Origin of the sequence: Clavibacter michiganensis subsp. insidiosus (assembly GCF_002240565.1) — a bacterium.
In the GTDB taxonomy this organism is placed as follows: Bacteria; Actinomycetota; Actinomycetes; order Actinomycetales; family Microbacteriaceae; genus Clavibacter; species Clavibacter insidiosus.
This window is the reverse complement of the sequence record NZ_MZMO01000001.1, coordinates 1774811-1792275: the sequence shown is the minus strand read 5'-3', so window position 1 is coordinate 1792275 and position 17465 is coordinate 1774811. Positions and strand designations below refer to the sequence as shown.

Annotated in this window: 17 protein-coding genes and 3 pseudogenes; 14 read left to right on the top strand and 6 right to left on the bottom strand. The window is 71.1% G+C overall.

The window, feature by feature from the left end; translation table 11 throughout:
- Positions 1-7 precede the first annotated feature (7 nt).
- The 3 genes from B5P21_RS08760 to B5P21_RS08750 are packed head-to-tail and all read right to left on the bottom strand — an operon-like array spanning position 8 to position 2099.
- Positions 8-754: a dihydrofolate reductase family protein gene (locus B5P21_RS08760; protein ID WP_052663198.1), complete on the bottom strand. Its 747-nt coding sequence runs from the start codon at positions 752-754 to the stop codon at positions 8-10.
- The gene (locus tag B5P21_RS08755) at positions 751-1191 is read right to left on the bottom strand and encodes a SufE family protein (RefSeq protein WP_045528007.1); all 441 of its coding nucleotides are present in this window, start codon (positions 1189-1191) and stop codon (positions 751-753) included. The genes B5P21_RS08760 and B5P21_RS08755 overlap by 4 nt, the downstream gene beginning before the upstream one ends.
- Positions 1188-2099, bottom strand: coding sequence for a sulfurtransferase (locus B5P21_RS08750; RefSeq protein ID WP_045528008.1), 912 nt, complete (start codon positions 2097-2099; stop codon positions 1188-1190). Before B5P21_RS08750 ends, B5P21_RS08755 begins: the two co-directional genes overlap by 4 nt.
- A 167-nt stretch (positions 2100-2266) precedes the next feature.
- Here B5P21_RS08750 and zapE point away from each other — a divergent pair, with 167 nt between their 5' ends.
- The 9 genes and pseudogenes from zapE to B5P21_RS08710 all read left to right on the top strand — a co-directional run bounded on the left by zapE (position 2267) and on the right by B5P21_RS08710 (position 12102).
- A complete protein-coding gene (gene zapE / locus B5P21_RS08745) occupies positions 2267-3331 on the top strand; it encodes a cell division protein ZapE (protein ID WP_094171035.1) in 1065 nt (354 codons plus the stop codon).
- 251 nt (positions 3332-3582) lie between these two features.
- Positions 3583-4869 (top strand): ammonium transporter, encoded by a 1287-nt coding sequence (locus tag B5P21_RS08740; RefSeq protein WP_045528009.1) that lies wholly within the window; start codon positions 3583-3585, stop codon positions 4867-4869.
- A gap of 237 nt (positions 4870-5106) precedes the next feature.
- On the top strand, positions 5107-5946 hold the full coding sequence (locus B5P21_RS08735; RefSeq protein ID WP_094171034.1) for an aldo/keto reductase: 840 nt from the start codon (positions 5107-5109) through the stop codon (positions 5944-5946).
- 196 nt (positions 5947-6142) lie between these two features.
- Positions 6143-6574 (top strand): helix-turn-helix domain-containing protein, encoded by a 432-nt coding sequence (locus B5P21_RS08730; protein ID WP_045528011.1) that lies wholly within the window; start codon positions 6143-6145, stop codon positions 6572-6574.
- The gene (locus tag B5P21_RS08725) at positions 6571-7422 is read left to right on the top strand and encodes a putative protein N(5)-glutamine methyltransferase (protein WP_045530325.1); all 852 of its coding nucleotides are present in this window, start codon (positions 6571-6573) and stop codon (positions 7420-7422) included. Before B5P21_RS08730 ends, B5P21_RS08725 begins: the two co-directional genes overlap by 4 nt.
- 352 nt (positions 7423-7774) lie before the next feature.
- A pseudogene (locus B5P21_RS08720) lies at positions 7775-8877 on the top strand (endo-1,4-beta-xylanase).
- 170 nt (positions 8878-9047) lie between these two features.
- Positions 9048-10701 (top strand): annotated as a pseudogene (locus B5P21_RS17295) (endo-1,4-beta-xylanase); the annotation flags it as partial.
- Positions 10702-10840: 139 nt separating this feature from the next.
- The gene (locus B5P21_RS17285) at positions 10841-11068 is read left to right on the top strand and encodes an HYR domain-containing protein (RefSeq protein ID WP_246865321.1); all 228 of its coding nucleotides are present in this window, start codon (positions 10841-10843) and stop codon (positions 11066-11068) included.
- 143 nt (positions 11069-11211) lie between these two features.
- Positions 11212-12102: an SDR family oxidoreductase gene (locus B5P21_RS08710; protein ID WP_045528015.1), complete on the top strand. Its 891-nt coding sequence runs from the start codon at positions 11212-11214 to the stop codon at positions 12100-12102.
- Here the strand turns inward: B5P21_RS08710 and B5P21_RS08705 are convergent.
- The gene (locus B5P21_RS08705; protein ID WP_045528016.1) at positions 12099-12629 is read right to left on the bottom strand and encodes a hypothetical protein; all 531 of its coding nucleotides are present in this window, start codon (positions 12627-12629) and stop codon (positions 12099-12101) included. The two genes, B5P21_RS08710 and B5P21_RS08705, sit on opposite strands and share 4 nt — an antisense overlap.
- Positions 12630-12876: 247 nt before the next feature.
- On the opposite strand from B5P21_RS08705, the pseudogene B5P21_RS17280 reads away from it, so the two are divergent.
- From B5P21_RS17280 to B5P21_RS16565, 4 genes and pseudogenes are all read left to right on the top strand, one after another.
- Positions 12877-13092, top strand: a pseudogene (locus tag B5P21_RS17280) (HNH endonuclease family protein); the annotation flags it as partial.
- A gap of 64 nt (positions 13093-13156) precedes the next feature.
- A complete protein-coding gene (locus B5P21_RS08695) occupies positions 13157-13339 on the top strand; it encodes a hypothetical protein (RefSeq protein WP_045528017.1) in 183 nt (60 codons plus the stop codon).
- Positions 13340-13497: 158 nt separating this feature from the next.
- Positions 13498-14061 carry a hypothetical protein gene (locus B5P21_RS08690; RefSeq protein WP_133064181.1) on the top strand — a complete coding sequence of 188 codons (564 nt, stop codon included), beginning with the start codon at positions 13498-13500 and terminating at the stop codon, positions 14059-14061.
- Between the two features lie 103 nt (positions 14062-14164).
- Positions 14165-14605 (top strand): hypothetical protein, encoded by a 441-nt coding sequence (locus tag B5P21_RS16565; RefSeq protein WP_133064180.1) that lies wholly within the window; start codon positions 14165-14167, stop codon positions 14603-14605.
- Between the two features lie 178 nt (positions 14606-14783).
- Here B5P21_RS16565 and B5P21_RS08680 read toward each other — a convergent pair whose 3' ends face one another.
- Together B5P21_RS08680 and B5P21_RS08675 are read right to left on the bottom strand one after the other, a co-directional pair.
- Entirely contained in the window at positions 14784-15134 is a 351-nt protein-coding gene (locus B5P21_RS08680) for a hypothetical protein (RefSeq protein ID WP_094171033.1), read from the bottom strand.
- A gap of 1322 nt (positions 15135-16456) precedes the next feature.
- Positions 16457-16720: a hypothetical protein gene (locus B5P21_RS08675; RefSeq protein WP_045528020.1), complete on the bottom strand. Its 264-nt coding sequence runs from the start codon at positions 16718-16720 to the stop codon at positions 16457-16459.
- Positions 16721-17015: 295 nt separating this feature from the next.
- Between B5P21_RS08675 and B5P21_RS08670 the strand changes: the two genes are divergently transcribed.
- Positions 17016-17297 carry a hypothetical protein gene (locus B5P21_RS08670; RefSeq protein WP_094171032.1) on the top strand — a complete coding sequence of 94 codons (282 nt, stop codon included), beginning with the start codon at positions 17016-17018 and terminating at the stop codon, positions 17295-17297.
- Positions 17298-17465 lie beyond the last annotated feature (168 nt).

Here is a 17465-nt window from a genome sequence, read left to right as displayed (position 1 = left end):
CAGGGGATCAGCCCCGCCGCACCGCCCAGCGCGCGTAGGTGCGGTGGTCGTCGTCGACGAGCAGCTGGTCGAGCCGCATCGAGGAGTGGATGCCGGAGCCCGCCGGTACCAGCGGCGTGAGCGGCGTCACGAGTTCGGGCGAGGTGGTGAGGCAGAGCTCGTCCACACGACCCGCCGCGAGGAGCGATGCGGCGAGCGCGGGCCCGCCCTCGCACACGACACGGGTCAACCCGCGACCGCGGAGCGCGTCGACGACGTGGTCGCCTCCCATCCGCCCGTCGGCCGCGGCGCCCAGCGGCACGGAGACCATCTCGGCGGGCACGCCCCCCAGCGTCGCCACGGCCCGGTCGCGCGCCTCGGGCGGGCACAGCACGAGGAGGCGGCCCGCCCCGGCGTCGGGGTCGAAGCGGTGCCCCTCCAGGTCACCCGAGGAGGTCGCGACGGCCAGGGGCGTGCGGCGGGGGAGCACGTAGCGCTCGGCGCGCACCGTGCCCGCGCCCACGAGCACGATGTCGGCGAGCTCGCGGATCACGCCGAGGATCCGCCGGTCCACGACGCTCGAGAGGCTGTCGGACGTGCCGTCCGCGCCGATGACGCTGCCGTCGACCGACGCCACGAAGTTGAGGCGGACGTGGTCGGCGGATCCCGGACTGTAGAGGTCCTCCAGCCACTCGCGGGTGCCCTCGTCGTCCAACCCGCGCGAGGCGGCCGCGTCGGCCGGTCCGGAGACGGGCAGGACCCGCGTGATCCTCACCCCGCGAGCCGCTCGCGCACCTGGCGCTTGACCCGCCCGAGCATCGCCGTCATGCCGCGCATGCGCAGCGGCGACACGGCCGCGTCGAGGCCGATGGTGGAGGGGTAGTCGTCGGGCACGGCGAGCACCTCGTCGGCCGGGAGCCCGTCGAGCCCCTGCGCGAGGATCGACGCGAAGCCGCGGCTCGTCGGCGCCTCGGCCGGAGCCTGCGCGTGCACGTGCACGTCGCCGTCGACGACCTCCACGAACATGAACACGGGCGACTGGCACTCCTCCACGCGCTCGAGCAGGTCGGGGTGCTCGGCATACCGCGCGGGCAGCGCGGGCAGCTCGTTGCTGAAGTCGAGGAGGAGCAGGAGCCGGTCGCGCTGCTCGAGCGCGAGGAAGTCGTCGCGGATCTCGGCGAGCGCCGCGGGCAGCGCGGGGGATCCGCTCATCGGGCGGGCAGCTCCCCGGGCTCGGCGCCCTGGACGATCGGGACGCGGACGGCGGAGCCCCACTCGGTCCAGGAGCCGTCGTAGTTGCGGACCCCCTCGAAGCCGAGCAGGTGCGTGAGCACGAACCACGTGTGGCTCGAGCGCTCGCCGATGCGACAGAGGACCACCACGTCGTCGCCGTCGTCGAGGCCCGCGCCGTCCCGGTAGACCGCGTCCAGCTCGGCGCGCGTCCTGAACGAGCCGTCCTCGGCCGCGGCCTTGGCCCACGGCACGTTCTGCGAGGTGGGGATGTGGCCGGCGCGGAGCGCGCCCTCCTCGGGGTACGCGGGCGCGGTGGTGCGCTGGCCGGTAAACTCCTCGGGACTGCGGACGTCGATGAGCGGGTTGCCGAGGTGCGCGAGCACGTCGTCCTTGAACGCGCGGATCTCCTCGTCGCGGCGCTCGACGACGGGGTACTCGACCGGGGTGGCCTCGGGGCGGTCGGTGGTGGTGGGGCGCCCCTCGGCGATCCACTTGTCCCGGCCGCCGTCGAGCAGGCGCACGTCCTCGTGGCCGAACAGCGTGAAGACCCAGAGGGCGTACGCGGCCCACCAGTTGCTCTTGTCGCCGTAGATGACGACCGTGCTGTCGCGCGCGATGCCGCGCTCCGACATGAGCTGCGCGAACCGCTCGCCGTCGACGTAGTCGCGCTGCACGGGGTCGTTGAGGTCGGTGTGCCAGTCGAGCTTGACCGCGCCGGGGATGTGGCCCGTCTCGTAGAGCAGCACGTCCTCGTCGGATTCGACGACCACGAGGCCGGGCGTCAGCGCGCCGTCGGCGAGGCTCTCCTGGAGCCAGTCGCCGCTGACGAGGCGCTCCGGGTGGGCGTACTCGGCGAACCTGGGGGTGGTGTCCGGCTCGACGGCCATGGGGCTCTCCTGCTCTCGCGGCCGGCGGGGCCGCGCTGGGTGGGACGCGATTAGTCTGGTGGGTGTCCCGCGGGCACCTTGCGCACCGCGTCGACCACCATCCACGGTAACGGTTCGCCCTGCGCGGGACTTCCCGACACCGCCACATGACAGCCGGAGACCCACCTGTGACGAACGCCGACATCGGATCGCGGAGCCACGACGCGGAGGGCACGGGACCCGGTGCCCTCGTCGGCCGCTCGCCGAGCATCACGGGCGCGGAGATCGCTGCGCACCTCGTGCCGCCGCGGCAGTTCGACGAGGCGAGGTTCGACACCTACCGGCCCGACCCCGAGTACGACACCCAGGCGCAGGCCGTCGAGGTGCTGCGGGCGTTCTCGGGCGACCGCGCCGGATCACGCGGCGGCCTGTTCTCGCGCAGGAAGGCGCCCGCCCTCAAGCCCGGCGTCTACCTCGACGGCGGGTTCGGCGTCGGCAAGACCCACCTCCTCGCGTCGCTCTGGCACGCCATGCCGGGACCGAAGTACTTCGGCACCTTCATCGAGTACACGGCGCTCGTCGGCGCGCTCGGCTACCAGGGCGCCGTCGGCATCCTGCGCGGCGCGACGCTCGTGGCCATCGACGAGTTCGAGCTCGACGACCCGGGCGACACGATGATGATGACGCGCCTGCTGTCCGACCTCGTGGCCGACGGCACGCGCATCGCCGCGACGAGCAACACGCCGCCGAACGCGCTGGGGGAGGGGCGGTTCGCCGCGGCCGACTTCCTGCGCGAGATCCAGGCCATGAGCGACCGGTTCGACACCATCCGCATCGACGGGCTCGACTACCGGCGCCGCGCCTTCGAGGGCCACGCGGTCACGGTGAACGCGGACGACCTCGACGCCCGGGCGGCTGCCGCGCAGGCCGCGGGCCGGTCCGTGACCGTCGACGGGTTCCCCGAGCTGGTGGCGCACCTCTCGCGGCTGCACCCCTCCAAGTACGTGAAGGTCATCGAGGGCGTGGACGCCATCGCGCTCCGCGGCGTGACCCAGCTGCAGGGCCAGACCGACGCCCTCCGCTTCGTCGCCTTCGTCGACCGGGTCTACGACGCGCAGATCCCGCTGCTCGCGTCGGGCACGCCGTTCGACGAGGCGTTCTCGGCCGAGATGCTCGCGGGCGGCTACCGCAAGAAGTACCTGCGCGCGATCTCGCGGCTCATCTCGCTCACCGCGGCCGGACGCGACCTCTAGCCCACGACGCTTCGACGTCCCTGGATCGGGGGCCGTCACGGGCATCCCCGCCGCGCGGAAACACGATGTTCACACGAGCGTCACCCGTGTAACGAGCCGGAAACACGTCCGGCGAGCCGGCGAAACCTCGCCCCCCGACACTGGACGCGTACCCGGCACACGGCTCGCGCCGAACCACCCGACCACACGGGCGGCCGCTCGCCCTCCAGTCCGGTGCGACCCCCTGCACGATCTACGAGAGGTGAAACACCATGGATCAAGGCAACACCGCCTTCCTCCTGATCGCCGCGGCGCTGGTCCTCCTGATGACGCCGGGTCTGGCGTGCTTCTACGGCGGGCTCGTCAAGGCCAAGAGCGTCATCAGCATGATGATGATGAGCTTCGGGGCCATGGGCCTCATCGGGCTCCTCTGGGTCCTGTACGGCTACGCCATCGCGTTCGGCAACGGGCCCGACGGCGCGGCGGGCAACCCGCGCTTCGTCGGCATCGACGGCGTCCTCGGCATCGACCTCGGCCAGCTCGGCCTCGGCGACGCGTACACCGCGGCGCTCGGCGACCAGACGTCCTCGTACCCGACGCTCGCCTTCGCCGCCTTCCAGGCCACGTTCGCGATCATCACGGTCGCCCTCATCTCCGGCGCCATCGCCGACCGCGCGAAGTTCGGTGCCTGGATGGTCTTCGCGGGCGTGTGGGCCACGGTCGTCTACTTCCCGGTCGCCAGCTGGGTCTTCAACTTCACGGTCGCCGACGGATCCACGGTCGACGGCGGGTGGATCGCCTACAACGTCGGCGCCATCGACTTCGCCGGCGGCACGGCGGTCCACATCAACGCGGGTGCCGCGGCCCTCGCCCTCTCGCTGGTCCTCGGCAAGCGCGTCGGGTTCGCCAAGGGCATGCACGTGCCGCACAACCCGCCGTTCGTGCTCCTCGGCGCCGGCCTCCTCTGGTTCGGCTGGTTCGGCTTCAACGCCGGCTCCGAGCTCGCGGCCGACGGCATCGCGGCCATCGCGTTCCTCAACACCATCGCCGCCCCCGCCGCCGCGATCCTCGGCTGGCTCGTGGTCGAGAAGATCCGCGACGGCAAGCCCACCTCGGTGGGCGCCGCGTCCGGCGCGGTCGCGGGCCTCGTCGCCATCACCCCGGCGTGCGCCGCGCTCTCGCCGACCTGGGCGATCGTCCTCGGCCTCATCGCCGGCGCCGTCTGCGCCGTCGCGATCGAGCTCAAGTTCAAGCTCGGCTTCGACGACTCGCTCGACGTGGTGGGCATCCACCTCATCGGCGGCCTCATCGGCACGCTCTACATCGGCATCTTCGCCACGAAGGTCGGCCTCATCTACTCGGGCTCGCTCGAGCAGCTCGGCAAGCAGGCCCTCGCCGCCTTCGCGGTGCTGATCTACTCGTTCGTCCTCTCGTACGTCATCGGCACGATCATCCAGAAGACCATGGGCTTCCGGGTGAAGAACGAGGACGAGATCGCGGGCATCGACACCATCGTCCACGGCGAGGAGGGCTACGTGCTGGAGACCTCCGGCCACTGACCCGCTCCGCCGATCGACCCGACGGGCGCCGCACCTCGCGAGAGGGCGGCGCCCGTCCGTCGTCCCTGCCGGGTCGACCGGCCGGCGGGCGACACGACCTGTTCGCCCTCCGCGGAGCGGGCGTCCGAGCCGGACGGTCGAGCGCGGCCCGGGCGTACGGTGGGCGAGTCGGTGAGGTGCGCACGACGGCGCCTCCCGCACCCGACGTGACCATCGAGACGAAGAAGACGAGAGCACATGGCATCCCCCCTCATCACCCTGAACAACGGCGTCACCATCCCGCAGCTGGGTTTCGGCGTCTTCCAGACCCCGCCCGCCGAGACGCAGCAGGCCGTGGAGCGCGCCTTCGAGGCCGGCTACCGCCACATCGACACCGCGGCCGGCTACTACAACGAGGAGGGCGTGGGCGCCGCCATCGCGGCGACCGGCATCCCGCGCGAGGAGCTGTTCATCACCACCAAGCTCCGCAACGGCGACCAGGGAGCGGACAGCGCCCGCAGCGCCTTCGAGGACAGCCGCCGCAAGCTCGGCATCGACGCGGTGGACCTCTACCTCATCCACTGGCCCTACCCGAAGCACGGCCTGTACGTCGAGACGTGGAAGACGTTCGAGGCGCTGCACGCCGAGGGCCTCGTCCGCGCGATCGGCGTCTCCAACTTCCTGCCGGAGCACCTGGAGAAGCTGGCCGCCGAGAGCGACGTCGTGCCCGCCGTGAACCAGATCGAGGTGCACCCGACGTTCCAGCAGCACGACCTCTCCACCTTCTCCGTGGAGCGCGGCATCGAGGTCGAGGCGTACAGCCCGCTCGGCCAGGGCGCCGACCTGGAGTCGGAGATCGTCACGCGCCTCGCGAAGCAGCACGACGCCACGCCCGCGCAGATCGTGCTCACCTGGCACCTCGCACAGGGCCGCATCGTGATCCCCAAGTCGGTCACCCCCGAGCGCATCGTGCAGAACTTCCAGGCCATCGAGGTCGAGCTCTCTGTCGAGGAGCTCGCCGAGATCGACACCCTGGAGACCGGCACGCGCCTCGGCGCCGACCCGGCCACGGCGGACTTCACGCAATTCCCGTCCTGATCGACCCGCCGGCACGCCGGCACCACGACGCCCGCCCGGCGCCTCGCCGCGGCGGGCGTCGTCGCGTCGGCGCCGCCGCACGACATCGCGCTCCTATCGGGGGCGCGAGGGGGCTAGCGTGAGCCACACGACGCTCCCTCAGGCCGGAGGCGAGAGCCTCGGACCCACCGGAGCCCGCCCCACCGTCAGGAGCATCGTGACCGATCCCGCCGTCCCGCACACCCGCCTCGCCGACGCGCTCAGCTCCGTGTCCGAGCGCATCGACGCGTCCGTCGACGCGAGCTGGGACGGGCTCACCGGCGTCCAGATCCTCATCCTCCGACGGCTCTCCGGCACCGAGCGCATGGACCGCGCGTCGCTCGCGCTCGACACCCGCACCGCCCGCGCGGCCACCGTGCCGAGCCTCGCGTCGCTCATGCAGAAGGGCCTCGTGCTGGAGTCCGAGGACCCCGTCGGGTCCTACCTGCACCTCTCCGACGGCGGCCGGGCGCTCGTCCTGGGCGTCCGGACGGCCCGCGCCGAGTGGTTGGAGCAGGCCGCGCGGCAGGCCCGCCCGCCCGTGCACGGCGACGACCTCCTGCGCGCCGCCGCGCTGCTCGAGCACCTCCGCGCCACGGACGACATCTGAACGGGCCCGGCGCGACCTGCGACGGGCGCGACAACGACCTCGTCGCGCGCCTCCGGGCCGCGGGGTGCGTGTTCGCCGAGGAGGAGGCCGCGCTGCTCGTCGCGGAGGCCGCCGACCGTCATCCGGACGACGGGGGAGACGCTCGCGCGGCCGCGCTCGAGGGGATGTCGGCGGACCGCGTGGCGGGGGAGCCCCTCGAGACCGTCCTCGGCTGGGCCGCGTTCGCCGGGCGTCGGATCATCGTGCGGCCCAGGGTCTTCGTGCCGCGCCGCCGCACCGAGCGCCTGGCGCGGGCCGCCGTCGCCGCGGCGCGCGCGGTCGACCACCCCGTCGTCGTCGACCTGTGCTGCGGATCGGGGGCCATCGCCGCCGTGCTCGCGGACGAGGTGCCCGGGGCGATCCTCCACGCCGCCGACGTCGATCCCGTCGCCGTGGCGTGCGCGGCGGAGAACCTCGCCCCGCGCGGCGTCGACGTGCACCGCGGCGACCTGCTCGACGCCCTGCCGGACGACCTCCGCGGTCGGATCGACGTCCTCGTCGCCAACGTGCCGTACGTCCCTCGTGCCGCGCTCGACCTCCTGCCGCCCGAGGCGCGCCTGCACGAGCCGGAGGTGACGCGCGACGGGGGCGCCGACGGGCTCGACGTGCTCCGGCGCGCGGCGCTCGGGAGCGGCTCCTGGCTCGCACCCGGCGGGCTGCTCCTCGTCGAGGTCGCGGACGCGCAGCTCCCCGCCGCCCTCGACGCGCTCGCCTCCGCCGGCCTGGAGGCGCGAGCCGACCCGCTCGCCGGACCCGCGGACGACGAGCACGACGGCACCCGGGTCGCGACCGGCCGACGCCCGAGGTGACCGGTAGGCCCCGTGTACCCGGTCGGCCCCGTGTACCCGGTGCGCCGCGGACCGCGCGGCCTCCCGCCGCGGAGCTCGTTGCGTCCTGTCCACAACCCGCTCGGCGGCGGGACGGTCCTCCCTTGGGTCCAGGTGTCCCATCCACGTACGAAAGGCACCAGTGACCCCCACCCCACAACGTCCCCGCGCGTCCGTCCGCACGACGCCATCCCTCCCGAACCGCGACGCCCGCCGTCGCCCCCGTCGCGGCCTCGCCGCCCTCGCGTCGCCCGCCGCCGTCCTCACCGCCGTCGCCGTGGGAGTCCCGGCGGTGTCCGCATCCGCCGCAGCTCCGAGCACGCCCGTCCCCGGCATGCAGGTCCCCGCGCTCAAGGACGTCCTCGGTGCCGCCGGCATCGAGCACGTCAGCGTGGCGATGGGCAGCGGCGAGGTGCAGGGCACCTCGGCCGACCTCATCGCCCGCCACGTCAACGCCATGACCACGGAGAACGAGGGCAAGGCCGACGCCATCCAGCCCGTCGAGGGCCGGTTCGACTTCAGCGGCATCGACGAGCTCCTCGACTTTGCGGCGCCCACGGCATGAAGATGTACTTCCACGTCCCCTTCTGGAAGCCGCAGACGCCCGACTGGTTCTCCCTCGACCACGGCCGGCCGCTGACGAACAGCCCGGCCGACCAGGCGCTGCTCAAGGCGCGCATGGAAGCCCACATGAAGGCGATCGCCGACCACATCGCGTCCCGGTACCCGAAGGGGAACAGCCCCATCTGGGCCATGGACGTCGTCAACGAGGTCATCGACGACGGCCCCGACGGCAACCCGCACGACATGAAGGACACGCCCTTCTTCCGGGTGCTCGGCGAGGGCTTCGTCGACGAGGGCCTCCAGCTCGCGAAGAACTACTTCCCGGGCGTCAAGCTCTTCATCAACGAGTACAACACCGACTCGCCGAGCAAGCGCGCCGACTACCTCGGGCTCGTCTCCGACCTCCTGGAGCGGCACATCCCGGTCGAGGGCGTGTCGCAGCAGAGACACATCGGGCTCCGCAGCGACATCGAGGAGCTGAGGAACACGATCCACGCGGTGAAGGCCCTCGACCCGGACCTCCTCCAGGCCATCTCCGAGCTGGACGTCGGCGCGTCGCAGGCCGCCGCGACGGGCAACAGCGAGAACCGGAACCGCACGGCGCCGATCTACTCCGACCCGGACGACACCGCCGCGGCCGTGGGCTGGGTCTACAAGGACCTGTTCACGATGATCCGGCAGGAGGCCGGCGACCTCGAGTCGGTCACCTTCTGGGGCTCCGACAACTCGCGGACCTGGCTGCACAGCCCGTCGATCGACCAGCCGTGGGACCAGCCGCTCCCGTTCGGGAACAATCAGGAGGCCATGCCCGCGTACTGGGGCATCGAGAACCCGAGCCTGCTCCCGCCGCGTCTGCCCCTCCCCAAGGGCTGATCACCGCCCGACCCACCGCCGCGGCCCCCGTCCTCGTCGAGGACGGCGGCCGCTCCGCGTTCGTTGCCCCGCGCAACAAAGATTTTCGAATACCTTGCCCCCCGTCGGGGAGGGTGCCTACGGTGCGAGCATCCGACACCGGAGTCGGAACACATGGAAGGTGTTCGACGATGAGCATTCCCCGCACCGACACGTCCGCGCTCGCGGACGTCAGCCCCCCGCGCTACGGCCGCATCAGGCTCGCGCCCCGCCCGCGACGCGACCGCCGCCGCGGCCTCGCCGCCCTCACCGCCCTCGGCCTCATCGCCGGGGCCGGCGCCCTCACCGCGCCCGCTGCGCAGGCCGCCGACGCCGCAGCTCCCGCCGGCATCGGATCCGACTTCGAATCGGGCACGGGCGCGTGGGCTCCGCGCGGGGACGGCGTCCGCATCGCCCCGAGCACCGAGGCGCACACCGGATCCGGGAGCCTGCTCGTGACCGACCGCACGCAGGAGTGGCACGGCGCCGCGCTCGACGTGACGAGCGCCCTCGCCGTCGGCCAGCAGGTCGAGGTCACGGTGTGGGCGCGCCTGGCCGCGGGGGAGGAGCCCGCGTCCCTCAAGGTCTCCGTGCAGCGCGACACCGGCGGAGGCAGCGGCTACGACGGGGTGGCAGGAGCCGCCGCGCGCGCCACCGCCGACGCCTGGACCGAGCTCACCGGCACCTACACGCTCGGCGGCCCGGTGGACAAGGCGCAGGTCTACGTCGAGGGGACGGTCGGCGCCGACTTCCTCCTCGACGACTTCCAGCTGGGCGAGGCCGTGGCCACGCCCGTGCAGACCGACATCCCGGCGCTCAAGGACGTCCTCGGCGCCCGCGGCATCGAGCACGTCGGCGTCGCCGTCGACGGCCGCGAGACCGTCGGGGCCGGTGCGGATCTCGTCAGCCGCCAGTTCGACGCGTTCACGCCGGAGAACGCCGGCAAGCCCGAGAGCGTCCAGCCGGAGGAGGGGCGGTTCACCTTCACGCAGCTCGACCAGCTGCTCGACTACGCCGACCGGACGGGGACGAAGGTCTACTACCACGTGCTGTTCTGGCACTCGCAGACGCCCGCGTGGTTCTTCCTCGACGGCGACCGTCCGCTCACCGACAGCCCCGCCGACCAGGCGTTGCTGCGGGCGCGCATGGAGGCGCACGTGACGGGCATCGCCGACCACATCGCCGCGCGCTACCCCGACGGGGACAGCCCCATCTGGGCGATGGACGTCGTCAACGAGGTCATCGACGACGGCCCCAACGACAACGCGCACGACATGCGGGACAGCCGCTGGTACCAGGTGCTGGGGGAGGGCTTCGTCGACGAGGGCTTCCGCCTCGCGCGCGCACTTCCCGGGGGTGAAGCTCTTCATCAACGACTACAACACGGAGCTGCCCACGAAGCGCGCCGACTACCTCGAGCTGATCTCGGCGCTCGTCGCGCGCGGCGTGCCGGTCGACGGCGTCGGGCACCAGGCGCACGTCGACTTCGCCCGCCCCGTCTCGTGGCTGCGCGACTCCATCCGCGCGGTCGAGCGCATCGACACGCGCCTGCTGCAGGCGATCACCGAGCTCGACGTCAACGCGTCCAACCAGAACGAGGGCGCGGACGTGAGCGGCGCTCCGCAGGATCCGTACACGCCCGTGTACGCGGACGACGCGCAGGCGGCGGCCGAGGTCGGCTACTACTACCGGGACCTGTTCCAGATGATCCGCCAGCAGGCGGCCTCCATCGACTCGGTCACCTTCTGGGGCGTCGGCCACGCGCGCAGCTGGCTGCGCACGTGGCCGATCGCGCGTCCGTGGGAGCAGCCGCTGCCGTTCGACGACGACCTGCAGGCCGCTCCCGCCTACTGGGGCATCGTGGATCCGACCCGTCTGCCGACGCGACCCGCGGACCCGTCTGCCGACGCGACCCGCGGACCTGTCAGCGCCGCGCATCGCGGACATGGACGACATCACCGCGGTGGCGACGAAGGCCGCGGGCGTGCGCGTCCCGTACGCGCTGCCGTCGGCGATCGACACGCGCGACGGGAACGTGCGCGTGGTGTGCGCGCCGCCCCGCAGGGGGATCTTCCCCGTCGGCACCACGACGGTCATCTGCACCGCGAAGGACCGCGCCGGCAACGTCCGGACGAGCGACTTCGACGTGATCGTCACCCGCGCCGGCTCGTGATCGACTGACGCGCAGCACGACGCGGCCCCCGTCTCCTCGCGAGACGGGGGCCGCGTCGCGCGCCGGGATAGTGTCGAGCGATCGCGCGGCGCACCGGATCCCACCCGGAGGAGCGGGTGCCGGCGCGCTGAGGGGAGACCACCATGGCCACGCAGGACCGAGTCATCGCCGTCACCGGCGTCACCGGAGCCGTCGGGGGAGCGGTGGCCCGCCGCCTCGCGGACGCGAGGATCCCGCTCCGCCTCCTCGCGCGCACGCCGTCGCGCGCTCCCGAGCTGCCCGGCGCCACCGTGCACGAGGTGTCCTACGGGGACCACGCGGCCTCCGTCGCGGCGCTCACGGGGGTGACGACGCTGCTCATGGTGTCCGCTGCCGAGGACGAGCACCGGCGGGCCCAGCACATCGCGTTCGTCGACGCGGCGGCGGAGGCGGGGGTCCGTCACGTGGTCTACACGTCCTTCCAGGGCGCCGCTCCCGACGCGACGTTCACGCTGGCGCGCGACCACCACGCGACCGAGGAGCGGATCCGCGCGTCCAGCATGGCCTGGACCTTCCTGCGCGACGCCTTCTACATCGACTTCGTGAGCCAGCTCGTCGGCGAGGACGGCGTGATCCGCGGTCCCGCCGGCGACGGACGGGTGGCCGCCGTCACGCGCGGTGACGTCTCCGAGGTGGCCGCGACGATCCTCCGCGACCCGGGGGCGCACGCCGGTGCCGCCTACGAGCTGACCGGGCCGGAGGCGCTGACGATGGGGGAGATCGCGGCGACGATCGCCGCCGCCCGGGCCCGCCCCGTCACGTACCGCGACGAGACCCTCGAGGAGGCGCGCGCATCGCGAGCGGTCTGGGGCGCGCCCGAGTGGCAGCTCGACGCCTGGATCAGCACGTACACCGCCATGGCCGCCGGCGAGATGGAGCACGTGAGCGGCGACGTCGAGCGCGTGCTCGGACGCCGGCCCACGAGCCTGGCGGAGTTCCTGGCGGCCGAGGGCGGACGGGACGCCAGCGGCCCCGCGGACATCGACCAGAGCTAGAGGCGCTCGCAGACCGACCTGATGATGATGCTGAGACGCGCCAGGCGCGGATCCTGCAGCGGGGACCACGTGACGTAGAGCTCCGGCGAAGGACCGTCACCGGTCACGTGCACCTGGTCGTCGTCGACGTCCTCATGCGTCAGCCCATGGCGCATCCACACGGTCCGGAGCTCCTCGAGGACCTGCGCCTGCGGCTGCGGCTCGTCCGGCTGGACGTACAGCTCCTGCGCCTGACCCGCGTCGCCGGTCGGGCCCATCACCGTCCGGTCCGAGCAGACCTCGATCCCCGTGAACGCCACGCTCTCGGGCACGGCCTCGCGTGTGCTCACGTCCGTCCACGCCGCAGCGCCGCCTTGCGTGGCGAGCAGCTCCTCCGCGAGATCGAGGGTCGCGGCGTCCTGCTCTCGGGCCCCGGCCGCGGGGTACGTCCGCGGGATCTGCACGCAGCCCGCCACGGCGAGGGTCACGGACACCGCGATGGCGACCGACGCGACGACACGCGGACGGGAGCGGCGGAGGATCGTCATGTCCCCATGATCCCGTGATGCGGCCCGCGGAACGCCGTCGAGGTCCGACGACCGGTGCCTCGACCGGGGTCCCTCACCGAGACGCGCGACGGGGCTGCGACTCGGGGGCGGAGGGCCTGTGGCAGATCGAGGTCACGTCGGGCGTTCGCGGGAGAAAAGGACCCGACATCCGCCTTACATGACATAAGGTACATTATCGGCGTCGTGGCTGAGGCGCCGAGAGGGGCTAGTTGGCGCCGATCATGGCGAGCAGCTCGCGACCGACGTCAACAACCTCCAGGCCGTCGACGGGCCGACGAACGAGGCGAAGTCGGACCAGGGGCCGGCGACCTGGCTGCCGCCGGCCGTTGGCTATGACTGCCTGTACGTCACCCGGTTCGCGTACGTGCTGAGCACGTACGAGCTCACGATCGACGACGCCGACCGCACCGCGATCGACCACACGCTCGTATCCTGTAGCTGATCCTCGAACGCCCCCGGAGGGCTCTCGCCGCCGGGGGCGTTTCGCGTCCGCGCACGTTGGGTGGATGTCCTGTGAGCTCGCGCACCGGCCCCGCGCGAAGAGCGGCGCCGAGCCCGTCACGGTCGACGACGCCTCGAGCTGGGCGGCCGTCGAGCAGGTCCGCCAGCGGATCTCAGCGGAGCGCGTCTTCCTCTACGTTCGACCGCCTAAATATGCGAGGCACTTCGCCGTCGGCGCCCCCAAATAGGTGCGTCATCGGCCGTTCCTAGCACACATCAAATCTCTGTCAAGGTTGTATGTTCGCGACTTAGGGTTCACTGTGGAGTCACATCGCTTTTCAGAACACCAGGGGGAATCTTGAAAAAGCAGGTAGCAGCTCTATGTCTAGCCGCTGGCATCGCACTAGTGCCCGCACTCGGTGCGTCCGCAAGTGAGGCGCCGGCCGAGCCCGAAACGCTAACGCAGCAGTTGGGCTTCTCGGGGTTCAACTCAGAAATCGCCGCCGAAAATGGCTACGAAATGCGCACAAACACGACCGGAGAGCAGCTCGTTGTACCGCTGACCAACGCTCCCGGCGACTTCACCAACGGTACGCCGATGCCGGCGCCCGTCGACGACGAGGGCGACGTCGTCGTGGACCCGAACGCTCGCGGAGTCGCACCGAACGACTGTGGCGACGCAGCGATCTTCTTCGAGGGAAACTTCGGCAATGAGTACTCGACGTCGTACACGTTCACGCTCGCGGGTGGAGCATACGAGCACACCTGGAGGGTCGCGGCCTTCGGCGCGACGGGGGCGCAGTCGTACAACTTGGACGGTCTCGCCCCGTTCGGTGGGGTGGGGTGGGTGTCGGGTCTGAAGGACTTCGGTGCCTTGGGCACGGCAAACCAGGTCGGCGTCTCGCAGGGGATCGTCTACGGCGTCCTCGGCTTCACCTGCGTGGCATTGGGGCCCGTTGACTACCGGTAGCCGAGACAGAGAGCCGGACGCCGCTCGACTTGAGCGGTTCGGGCGGTTCGTTGTTCCACGGGACGGCGTAGCGCGTGGGTTCTCGTGGTACGGGGTTGACGACGTGGACCGTGACGTCGAAGTTCACTTCTCCGATCGCACAGAGGAGGAACGCGCGAATACCGTGCTCACATCACGGCAGTTCGACGCGGCACCGAGCGCCACGCGTCCGACAGAGCAAGTCCGTCTCATTCGATTCGCGGCTCAGCAGCTCGCAAATGAGCGCCTTCGCGTCAGTTCGGAGCACAAGGATCTCGAAGTTCTTCGTGTCGAGATGAACGACGAGATTGCCCAGCTTGAAAAAGCCGATATGGTGCAATCGACGCTCTCGATCGACGGTGAGGCTTTGCCGTCCGTCTTACTTGACGTTGGTGCGCGACAGTTTGGTGCGGCAGTGGTGCAAGACGTGCTGGTAATGGTTTCCGGGGATGCCGACTTCGTGTCGTCGAAGTTCGTCTCGACCACGCAGGTACGCACTTTTCGGTTACCTCATGTCGAGGCATAAAGACTGATTGAGACACGCCGAAGACCCGGCCCCTTAGGGGGTCGGGTCTTTGCGTATGTCCCCTCGGGTACGGGCCTGACGCGGAGGGTGGTGTCGGCCTCGTCGCCGTCGATGCTGTCTCGAGCTGGGCGGCCGTCGAGCAGCTCCGCGAGCGGATCCCGGAGGAGGGCGTCTTCCTCTACGTCCGGTCGCTCTCCTTGGCGCCGGCGTTCGGTTCGGCGCCGTCGAGTGGTGGCGCGTGCCGTGCCGCGAATGCGATGAGGCGAGCGCTGTTCTGGATCATCCACGCGGCCGCCGAGTTCAGAGACTCCTCACGGCGGAGCCAGATCCGCTGGCCGAGCTCGTTGCGGGCGTCCGCGTAGACCTCGAACGTGAACGGGTCCCCGAGCTCGGCCCGGGCCCGCATCACGTACCCGAGCAAGGGCCGGTCCTCGACCTGGATCCGCCAATAGCCGGCCTCGAGATGCGCCCACGGGTGCGCACCGACGTCGCGCACCAGGCCGTCAATGCTGCTTCGGACCTTGTTCACCGGGGCTCTCCTTCGTCGATTCGAGCGAGTGGAAGCGCCCGGCCGCGCTCGTCGACGAGCGTACGGACGCGCGCCGACATGAGGCTCGGCCGGCCGGCCGCGGCCGACTGACCCTGCTGGATCGCTCGCTCGGGGGCTCGTACGGTGGGCGCGCGCGGGGCACAGAGGGCCCCAGCGCTCACGGCCGCGCTCACGGCCGCGGTCACGGACGTGGTCGGGCCGTGAGGGTGGCGGGTTCGGCATCCCCCGTGCCGAACCCGCCAGCCGAGACGTGCTCTGGTGGTCCCGTGCAGTCCCGCATCCTCAAGCTCTCGGCTCGGCCGAGGCGGCGGTGAAGCAACTACCTACGGGTGGGCGAGCTTCCGTTCGATGGTGAACGGCATCGGCCCGTTGAGGACGCGGGGCCCGCGCGGTGGCGGGCTCAAATGGTCGCCCGCGCGCGCGGCACTGCTGCCGGGCGCTCCCAGGGGAGGGGGAGAAACGACCCCCGAAGGGGGGGAGCGGCCTGTGGACAACGGTGGTGGACTTTTCCCCATGGTGGGGATAATACGCCCACTAGATGTGGTGGCTAGGCGCATGTCGGTGCAACTACATATAGTGAGCCCTGACATGAGACGACCCCGCAAGCTGCGGGCGAGCCGAGCGTTGCGGGGTCGAAGAACCGGATGGGAACCCAGTTCGTCGAACCTACATCGTCGGGCGCGACGGAAGCGCCCATGGCTCACACCGTTCTTGGTCATTAAGGAACTGGTCACCATGGCCGCATCACCTCTGACGTCCGGAGACACCACGCCACGCTCCGGGCAGTACGAGATCCGTGGACCCCGTGGGGGCCACACCGGCGAGGAGCGGACGTCGACGCGGGGCAACCCGCTGCCGCCCACTCCGAAGCCGGGGCAGACGTTCACGCTCGTCGACCCCACGAAGCACTGAGGGCCGACGGGTGCAGACGAAGTACGTGAAGGGCTGGATTTACATCCCCTGCCCTCACTGTCGCCACGAACACGGGCCGTTCTCACAGGTCACCACCGGTGACATCCAGTGCGCCCGCTGCAAGACCTGGTTCGAGCTCGTCGCCTAGGTCGCCCCCCGCCGGAGGGCGGTCGGCGCCCCTCGTGGGCGCCGGCTGCTCTCGGCAGTGAGCAGCCGCTCAGATGTGGCGCTCTCCCGGTTCGATGGTTCGGACGAGCGCCGGCATGAGGCTGGGCGGCCGCGGCGAGCTCTCCTCGAGCGCGGGACGCATGCCGTAGACGACCATCTGGGGCCCAATGTAAGAGCGGCCGGGACCCTGGTGGGTACCGGCCGCTCTTGTTCGTACTCGCCTAGACGGCGCTGCTCCGTGCGCCGCGGCGCTCGCGTGTGCGTCGTCGCTCCGGGTTGGCGTTGACGCGGGCGAGCGCGGCAACCAGCTCGGGGTCGTTCACGAACTCGCGCTCAGCTGGGGTCATGATGATGGCCGGCTCGAAGATGATCGTGCCGTTCGGCTCCTCGCGGACGAGGTACTGGTCGAACTTCGCCATTGATCCAAGGCTTGCGCGCTTGCGCGCGTCGATCTGGACGAAGGTGGGGGCGATGGTGGAGGTCATTGCTCGTCTCTCTTCTTTCCGTCTACGTCGGTGCGGAAAGGCCGTGCCCTGATGAGGGGCAGGTTTTCTTATATTTCTCTGGGGTGGCTAGCGCAGACCCATGCCTGGACCTGCAACTGCGCGGGCCTCCAGCCGGGGCCGGGGGCGCTCTCATTGCTGACCGTGAGGGGTATCAGCCTCACGCTTCGTGATCCGTGGATCACTGAGTAAGGACGCTAACACACGTGGGTGAAACCCAACAGGGGCGTGGCCCACCTGTGCACAAATGGGCCAAGGGGTGTACGCTGGCTGGATCATGAACCTGGCATACGCAGACGAGGCAGCAGATCAGCTCGATCACTACGACGAGCGCGACACGCTGCTCGCTGACGCGTTCGATCGCGTGATCGGGGAACTCGAGACAGCGCCGCCCAACGGCGCTGTGCGCCTGCGGCAGACGTACCTCAAGCCGCCGGGGGCGTACGCCGTGGCCGTGATGGTTCCGGGCCGGCCTCAGCGGTACATGCTCCTGTGGGAGTTCGAGGAGCCCAACACGGCGTTCATCAAGTACGCCGGCCGAGGCTTGGCGGCCCTGTGACGTCCGCGAGCGCGGCCGCGCAGCACGCAGCGCCCCAGCAGACCACCGGGGCTTGCCCCCGGCCACCGACCGCCCTCATCTGCGGATCGTCGGTCTCTTAAAGCGAAGAACCCCACCGAGGTCGTCGGCGGGGAGCTCAGCATCCTTGTGAGACGGGATCAGCCGAGC